This window comes from Mailhella massiliensis (genome assembly GCF_020741395.1).
Lineage (GTDB): Bacteria > Desulfobacterota > Desulfovibrionia > Desulfovibrionales > Desulfovibrionaceae > Mailhella > Mailhella massiliensis_A.
On the sequence record NZ_DYZA01000216.1, the window covers coordinates 1 to 7,059 of the forward strand.

Annotated in this window: 8 protein-coding genes and 1 tRNA gene; 5 read left to right on the forward strand and 4 right to left on the reverse strand. The window is 54.2% G+C overall.

Translation table 11 applies throughout. The features are described 5' to 3' along the window. Nucleotides 1–182: 182 nt before the first annotated feature. The 5 genes from K8W16_RS10535 to K8W16_RS10550 all read left to right on the forward strand — a co-directional run bounded on the left by K8W16_RS10535 (nt 183) and on the right by K8W16_RS10550 (nt 3,090). Nucleotides 183–1,241 carry a site-specific integrase gene (locus K8W16_RS10535; RefSeq protein WP_304123466.1) on the forward strand — a complete coding sequence of 353 codons (1,059 nt, stop codon included), beginning with the start codon at nt 183–185 and terminating at the stop codon, nt 1,239–1,241. Nucleotides 1,242–1,317: 76 nt separating this feature from the next. Further along, entirely contained in the window at nt 1,318–1,869 is a 552-nt protein-coding gene (locus tag K8W16_RS10540) for a tail fiber assembly protein (protein ID WP_304123468.1), read from the forward strand. 7 nt (nt 1,870–1,876) lie between these two features. Beyond that, nucleotides 1,877–2,023, forward strand: a complete 147-nt coding sequence (gene nrdD / locus K8W16_RS10545; protein ID WP_304123470.1) for an anaerobic ribonucleoside-triphosphate reductase — start codon at nt 1,877–1,879, stop codon at nt 2,021–2,023. Between the two features lie 181 nt (nt 2,024–2,204). Further along, nucleotides 2,205–2,438: a Com family DNA-binding transcriptional regulator gene (locus K8W16_RS12425; RefSeq protein WP_369694473.1), complete on the forward strand. Its 234-nt coding sequence runs from the start codon at nt 2,205–2,207 to the stop codon at nt 2,436–2,438. Continuing rightward, on the forward strand, nt 2,365–3,090 hold the full coding sequence (locus K8W16_RS10550; RefSeq protein WP_304123472.1) for a hypothetical protein: 726 nt from the start codon (nt 2,365–2,367) through the stop codon (nt 3,088–3,090). The genes K8W16_RS12425 and K8W16_RS10550 overlap by 74 nt, the downstream gene beginning before the upstream one ends. 280 nt (nt 3,091–3,370) lie before the next feature. Here the strand turns inward: K8W16_RS10550 and K8W16_RS10555 are convergent. From K8W16_RS10555 to K8W16_RS10570, 4 genes are all read right to left on the reverse strand, one after another. After that, nucleotides 3,371–3,446: transfer RNA gene (locus K8W16_RS10555), tRNA-Asn, on the reverse strand. 608 nt (nt 3,447–4,054) lie between these two features. Next, nucleotides 4,055–5,248, reverse strand: coding sequence for a glycosyltransferase family 9 protein (locus K8W16_RS10560; protein ID WP_304123474.1), 1,194 nt, complete (start codon nt 5,246–5,248; stop codon nt 4,055–4,057). Beyond that, a complete protein-coding gene (locus K8W16_RS10565; RefSeq protein WP_304123477.1) occupies nt 5,236–6,750 on the reverse strand; it encodes a glycosyltransferase family 1 protein in 1,515 nt (504 codons plus the stop codon). The genes K8W16_RS10560 and K8W16_RS10565 overlap by 13 nt, the downstream gene beginning before the upstream one ends. 12 nt (nt 6,751–6,762) lie before the next feature. Continuing rightward, nucleotides 6,763–7,059 (reverse strand): glycosyltransferase (locus tag K8W16_RS10570; RefSeq protein WP_304123480.1); only part of this gene is annotated, 297 nt, incomplete at its 5' end.

The following is a 7,059-nucleotide window of genomic DNA, read 5'->3' on the forward strand; positions in this document are numbered from 1 at the left end:
AGCCAATGGTTGCTTCCCGGTCACGATATACCTGCATATTGCTCCATCCCGCGACTACGTCAGGTAGTCCAGGGACATTGTAGCGACCCGCAGTTCCCGCGTTCCGCAAAGACTGACTGGTCTATGATTTCTCTTGTATCCTTGATAATTTGCAAGAAAAATCTGACAAGTAGGAGACCAGCATGATAAAACATTTCCCGTGGCGTAGAAAACCTTGGAAAGTCGAATGGAAGAATCCGTGGACAGGTATTCTTCGGGTGCGATGGTTTGAGACGGAAGAGAAGGCGTCGGCTTTCGAGGAAGCTCAACGGGTCATTTACCAACAGGAAAAGGCCCTCATGGCACGGGCCAGAAGGCGGGCAAAGGCGAATATACCCACAATCACAATCGCTGAACTTGTTTCTGCTTTTCAGGCCAGAACCGATATTCGAGAGACTACGAGAGCCGCCAACAGCTACCATGTAAAGCCCATTCTTGAGCTTTTCGGCCCCCGAAGGACTGCAAGTATCACCTTGGACGACGTGCGCATCTTTTCCGAAATACAACGCGGAAGAAAAGTCGGACAAAGTACCATCAACCGCCGTCTTTCCATTCTTCGCGCCGCCTGCAACTGGGGCGTTTCCGAAGGACTGCTGAAAGAATCGCCCATACGAAATATGCGCCTGCAACACGCGCCTTCCCGTCGCATAGAACCGCCAACCATACCGGAGATCGATCGCTTATTGAAGCACGCCCCGGAACACATTCAACGGATTATTCTTCTCGGTCTGTACACGGGAGCACGTCCAGGTCCATGCGAACTCTTCCGTCTTCGATGGGATGATATTTTACTCGATGAAGGCGTTATTTATATGCCGTGCGCGTATAAATCCCAAAAGGTATCGGCACGCTATGTCCCCATCCATGAGGCTCTTTTACCAAAGATCAGGGCATGGAAAAAGCAGGATGGAGCAGCATGTTCCTGCGTCATTCATTATCGGGGAAAGCCGGTAAAACGCGTTTCTGAGACTTGGAGAAGAGTGAGAGACAAAGCCGGGATCTCCCGAAGAATACGTCCCTACGACCTACGCCACGCCTTTGCCACTATAAGTATGGCGGAAAGCGGAGATATAAAGAGTATAGCGGAAATTATGGGGCACAGTAACTACAACATGCTTTTATCTGTTTATCAGCATGTCAGCAATAGCCTGAAGATAAAGGCTGTTAATTCGATTCCACGAGTGAAAGTTCTGCGAAGTTGAAAAAAATACCCTGTACATGTTCAGGATGACTTTTTTCTACCCTTCTATGTCATTTTCAACACATAGGAGGTTAGTTATGGACCTTTATAGATATGACTTGAAAAGTGGCGAATACAAGGGCACGCAAAAAGCACAAGTGCGCCCGAATGGTGAATTTATCACGGACGTGATAGGGGCGACGGTTCAGCAGCCGCCGCAGGCCGGAGAAAAGCAGGCTGCCCGCTGGACGGGGAAAGACTGGGAACTTGTGGACGATCACCGGCAGACCAGGGACAAGGGCGGCGTTATCGTAGAAGGTTCAGGAACGCCGTACTGGCTGCCCGGCGACACATGGCGCACGCAGGCCCGTTATGTCACCGAGCTGGGGCCGCTTCCTGAAGGGGCGCTGCTGGAAGCTCCTACCCAGTCGGAGGAAGAAGCCATGGAAATGGCGTCCGCGTCTGTGCGGGCACGGCGTGACGCTTCGCTGGCGGCGTCCGATTATCTTCTGATGGCGGACTATCCCATCGGTGCCGAGGAACTGGAGTTGGTCAAGGCCTACCGGCAGGCCTTGCGAGACCTTCCTGCCCAGGAAGGCTTCCCCACGGACGTGGCATGGCCGGAACTTCCCGTCGCGCTGAAGGAGTAGAAAGCGCATGGAAAAGATTGTAGGGCAAGGCATTCGTTTTGAGCGCATTCGCCGGATTACCGGCTACCTTGTCGGCGGATTGGAACGCTTCAATGACGGCAAGCGCGCTGAAGAGCGTGATCGCGTTAAGCATGTTAGCATGAAAAAAATCTAGGCAGAGGCGGGGGCGACAACAACGCCCCCACCGGCGCGGTGAGAAAGCACCGCACCACGGCCCCACGGAAGGAAGGGAGCCTTCCGCAGAGTGTCCGCCTGTGTTTATGCCCAGTCTGAAGTCGGGCCCGTAAACACTATCAGGACGAAGTCGCAGGGGCAAGTTAAGGAACTTGCAAAACATGGAGTTTAAAGAATTACGGTGTGGAAAGTGTGAAAAGCTACTGGCTAAGGTCGTAGTAGGAATCTTTGAAATCAAGTGTCCGCGTTGCGGAGCGTATAATATCCTGAAAGTCAAGAACTTCGATCAAGAGAGCCGAGAGCCCCTTGGTAGGAATTATCTTGGCAACGAAAAAGAAGGCTTATCATCCTCCAATTTTAACCGCGTATCTGCCCCCGGAATCGGAAACTCCTGAATATATCATGGGAGAGTCGGGAGTGCAGGGCTTTGGGCGAAAAGCTTTTTATGTGGCTCAAATCTCATGCCGTGAAGCACGAAAAGTCATCCTTGAAAAACACTACTCCCACAGGTTTGTAAACAACAGCTATGTGCATCTCGGCGTATTTCTGGACGGGGCCTGGGTAGGCGTGCTGCAATTCGGATACGCGCTCAATCCTGCACGAGCCGGTAAAATTGTAAAAGATACACACCAAGGGGAATACTTGGAGCTGAATCGTATGTGGCTTGACGACTCTGCTCCAAGGAATTCGGAGAGCCAAGCAATCAGCTACTCCATAAAGTTCATAAAACGAGCATGTCCAACAGTAGCTTGGATTCAAAGTTTTGCTGACGAAAGATGTGGTGGGTTAGGTGTGGTCTATCAGGCCTCAAACTTTCTATATATTGGATACCACTTAACTTCGTTTTATGAGCTGGATGGAGAAACATATCATGAGATGCTGCTGACTGCCTATAAGAAGTCCGGGCAAAGAGGAGAGATCCTGCGACGTGAGTTTCATCGTGCGGAGAAAAAGACCTTCCGGCAGTTTCGCTATATCTACTTCATCAAAACTGACTGGAAGAAGCGGCTAAACTTCAAAATTTTGCCTTACCCCAAACGAGAGTAGGATGATATAAAAAAAGCCCTTTTTAGGGCTTTTTTTATATCTGAGAATGGCCTCATTTTACTATACCAAAATTGCCGTTCGCTGGACCAAAAATTTTCGTTCGCGTTACAGCTCTTTTACTCCCTGCAACGAAGCAACTTCCGTGTAAGATTCTCCCTTTTGCCTGAAAACTTACCTCGCCTTCACTCCATGTCCTCGGAAAATCAGGGGGACAGAAGGAAAAAATTCGCTGTTAAAAGAAAATGCCCTCACGATTTTCATCGTGAGGGCTTGCTTTCTCTGGCTCCCCGAGACGGACTTGAACCGCCAACCTAGTGATTAACAGTCACCCGCTCTGCCTATTGAGCTATCGGGGAACGAAGCAACTCGTTGTTGCAGGAATGTGTTTAGGCGTTTTACCTCCGGCCGTCAAGCATTTTTTTCCTCTTTTCTCAGGTTTTCCTGCAAAGGGGGCGGGAAGGCGGGCCCGGCGCAGGGGACTTTCCGCCTACGGCGGCCGGGCCCTGCCCAGAAGCGGGCGGAAGGCCATGCGCCCGGAGGCTGTGCCCTCCCCCGCGCGAAAACGCAGGCCTCCCCCGCGCGGGGAGCTTCACGGCCGCGCGGCGGGGCGCGCCGGGGCCTCATGCTCCCGCACCAAAAAGTCGGAACAAAAAACGCCGAGCAGCCTTGCGTCCCTGTTGTCCCTGATAACAACTCCGGGGCATGCCGCGCCTTCCACAGCCCCTGGCCGGAAGGTGATTTTGACATTGCGCCACGGCATCGGCGGCCCCGGAGGCCGAGCTGTTCCCCTACACATAACGTCGGGCATATCGAGAAGCCCTGCGGCTCTCCCCGGGAATAGAAAACGGCGGCAAGAAATACCGTATTTCTGCGCCTCGTTACGCCGGAGCATCGGCCAGAAGCAGCGCCGGAAGAAAAAGAAATAAAGGGGAGGAAAATACCATGAATATATCCTTTTATATTTTCACAACAGGTCCCGCACCCGGGCCATTACCTGTTCCACGGTGATTTCTTCCAGCGAGCGGCAGAAGCCATATCCTTTCAGACATACTTTCTGCCATACGGGAAGAATTCCTTCGCATCCGTTGGGACATTCCGTACCGGACAGGGCCTCATTTTCCGGGTAGCCGAGCATGCGCGCACAGGAAGGGCCGAACAGCACGAGAGAAGGCCCGCCGCGCAGGTAGTGCCTCATGTGGGGCACCACGCCCTCGCAGCCTATGTGCAGCCGGGCATGGCACACAAGCGCCATGAACTCGTCAAAGTCCGTGCGGCCGCGCAGATCTGTCACCTGGTCCTCCATCCCCGCCGGCACAGGGAAATTCTTTTCCATGCCCAGCAGCACCACGGGAAGGAACGGATGTTGACGGTGCAGCGCTTCCAGAAGCGCGGTATATTTGGCCGCATCCCACAGCTTCAGAGACGTGGGGGTGGCTCCCGCTTCCCGTTGCAGGGTGATGTAGCCGGGGCGAAGATGAAAGCGCCGGGCCAGCTCTTCCCACGAAAGGCGGGGAAGCAGGGTGAAGGCGCTGTCTTTCAGGTTCAGCGCGCCGTTGAAATCCGCCTGCCCTCGACGGAAATTTCCCATGACTTCGGCATAATGAAGGCCCATGGCCTGACATTCGTCGAGATAAAACGCCGAATGGGAAGACTGGAACGCGAGCAGGCTCCGCGCATACTCCAAAAGAGGCGGGGAAAGCCTGTGCAGGCGCTCGCCGCAGTACGACTTGAGCTGCGGGTTCTGCATGACGTCGAACACGGCGTCAAAGGAGGAAACATCCATGTTCTCTTTCAGGGTATGTATCTTCCCCACATACGGGCAGGAGAAGCACAGGGGCTTCATGCAGGATTCCGGCGTGTTGGTATAGATATCCACGCTGCACGGGCAGGCGGAAAGCTCGACAAGGGCATCCATCCAGGCGAGGTTGAGCACCACGTCGCCGATCCCGCCGCGCAGCAGAAAAGCAAGGTGCAGGACCTCATCGCGGTGCGAAGGGCGCGTGAGGCAGACTTCGCCGGAAATTTTTCCCCAAAGCGCCCTGCCCGCAGCCCAGAGCGCCAGCCGCCATGCCGCCAGCCTGGGGTTCGCCGGGTATGCCTCCCGCAGCTTCGCCACCTGATGGCCGGCCTTGTCGAAAAAAGGGATCAGCGTGGGCATGAGCTTCCTCCCCTCTCTTCCAGAGGCAGGCGGGAAAGCAGCATCTTCGCGCTTTCCTCCCAGGTAAGGGGACGTATGCCCGCAGAGGAAACGGTTTTTCCTTCGGCATGGCGGCGAAGCCATGTTTCAAGGCATGCGGCCAAGCATTCCGGTTCCTTTCCGGCAAAATAGGCGGCGCTCTCTCCGGCAATTTCCCGAAACACCGGGATATCCCGCAGAATGAGCGGCCTGCCGTGACGCGCGCCTTCCACGACGGCAAGGCCGAAGCCTTCCGCCTCGGAGGGAAAAAGCACGCAGGCGGCGGCTTCATAGACCTTGTCGAGGTATTCGTCGCTGATGCCTTTGAGCCAGAAAAGCCGTCTGCCGTTTTCAGGGTGCTGTTCGATTGCCTTTATCAGCCCGTCGACCTTCCAGCCCGGCCTGCCCACCATGACGAAATTCACATCCACGCCCTTCGCCCACAGAAGTTCAAACGCGGCAAGAGCCTGCGCATAGCCCTTGCGCGGCTCGACCGTGCTCACTTCCAAAAAGCTGGGACGCGCCGCCATGGCGGAAAAGACCTGTTCCGCAGAGCCGGGAATACCGCCGCTGCCTGCGTCCTTTTTCACCTCGGAGCCGAGATGGAACCACGAGATGGAAAAATCGCCGTCCTTTTCCCGCCAGTGCTCTTTTCTCCACTGGCGGTATTCTTCCGCCACGCTTCTGGAATCGGCGATGACGCCATGGAAGCCGGATATCACCTGTATCCACTGCTGGTAGTGCTCCACTATGGAATCAGGGCAATACTGCCCATGCGTCAGGGGAATAAGGTCGTAAATGATGGAAAAAAGGCGAACTCCCGCATTTTTCATGGCTGTCAGCGCGTTTTTCTGTACCGCCGTAGCTTCAAAATCCGTAATGACGGAAAGAAAAATATCCCCCGGAGCGATATCAATGGGCATATCATTTGCAGAATCATATTCTCCAGAAGCATACTTTCCATGGAAACCGTCTGCGTAGAAGTACCCGAACGCCCCCTGACGGGAATAGACGGGACGAAGCTCATACCCCTGCGGCAGAAGATTTTTCATGGCGGAAAACAGGGAGACCGTCGTCCGCGTGATGCCGCTTTTCGTATCGCTTTCCCGTACCCTGCCGATATCGAAAAAAAACTTCTTCGTCCGACGGGATACGGGATAAACGCTCATGCCTTTGCGCGGCATGGGGTACACGCCCGTGTAGCGCAGCTTGAATATCTCCAGAAAGCCGATATAGCCGCACACCTTGCTGCTGCTTCGCTTTACGGCCAGAACGGGAAGGCCTTTGCCCAGCTCGACGCTGACAAGATCATCCAGCTCGCGCAGGGTCAGAACCGGTATTCCGCAGAGGAAAAGACGGCGCACGAACGCCTGCTCGGCATCCTCGGCGGCCTCGCGCCATGCGTTGCCGCGGAAGAACCCGCAGAAAGGGAGCCTTTGCAGATGACGATAGGCGAAGGAACGGAAGAAGAGGTTCTTGTTCACGCTGAGTCATCCTTAGTGAAGAATTTCCATGAGATGATGGTACACCTTCTCAAGAGAGAATTTGCGGTGTGCATCTTGGGCGAGCTCTTCATAGTCAAAATTTTCTGAAAGCATTTTGCCGAGGAGAGCACTGTTCTCAGCAGGAGCTTCTTTCATGACACGGCTTCCACGGCATAGAAGTTGATTCATTGGCATGGCATTGCGAGTAAGAACCCGGCATCCACAAAGTTGAGCCTCAATGATGGGGATACCCAGCCCTTCACTTAATGAAGGGAAAAATAATACTTTACATTTCTTGTACAATTCAAT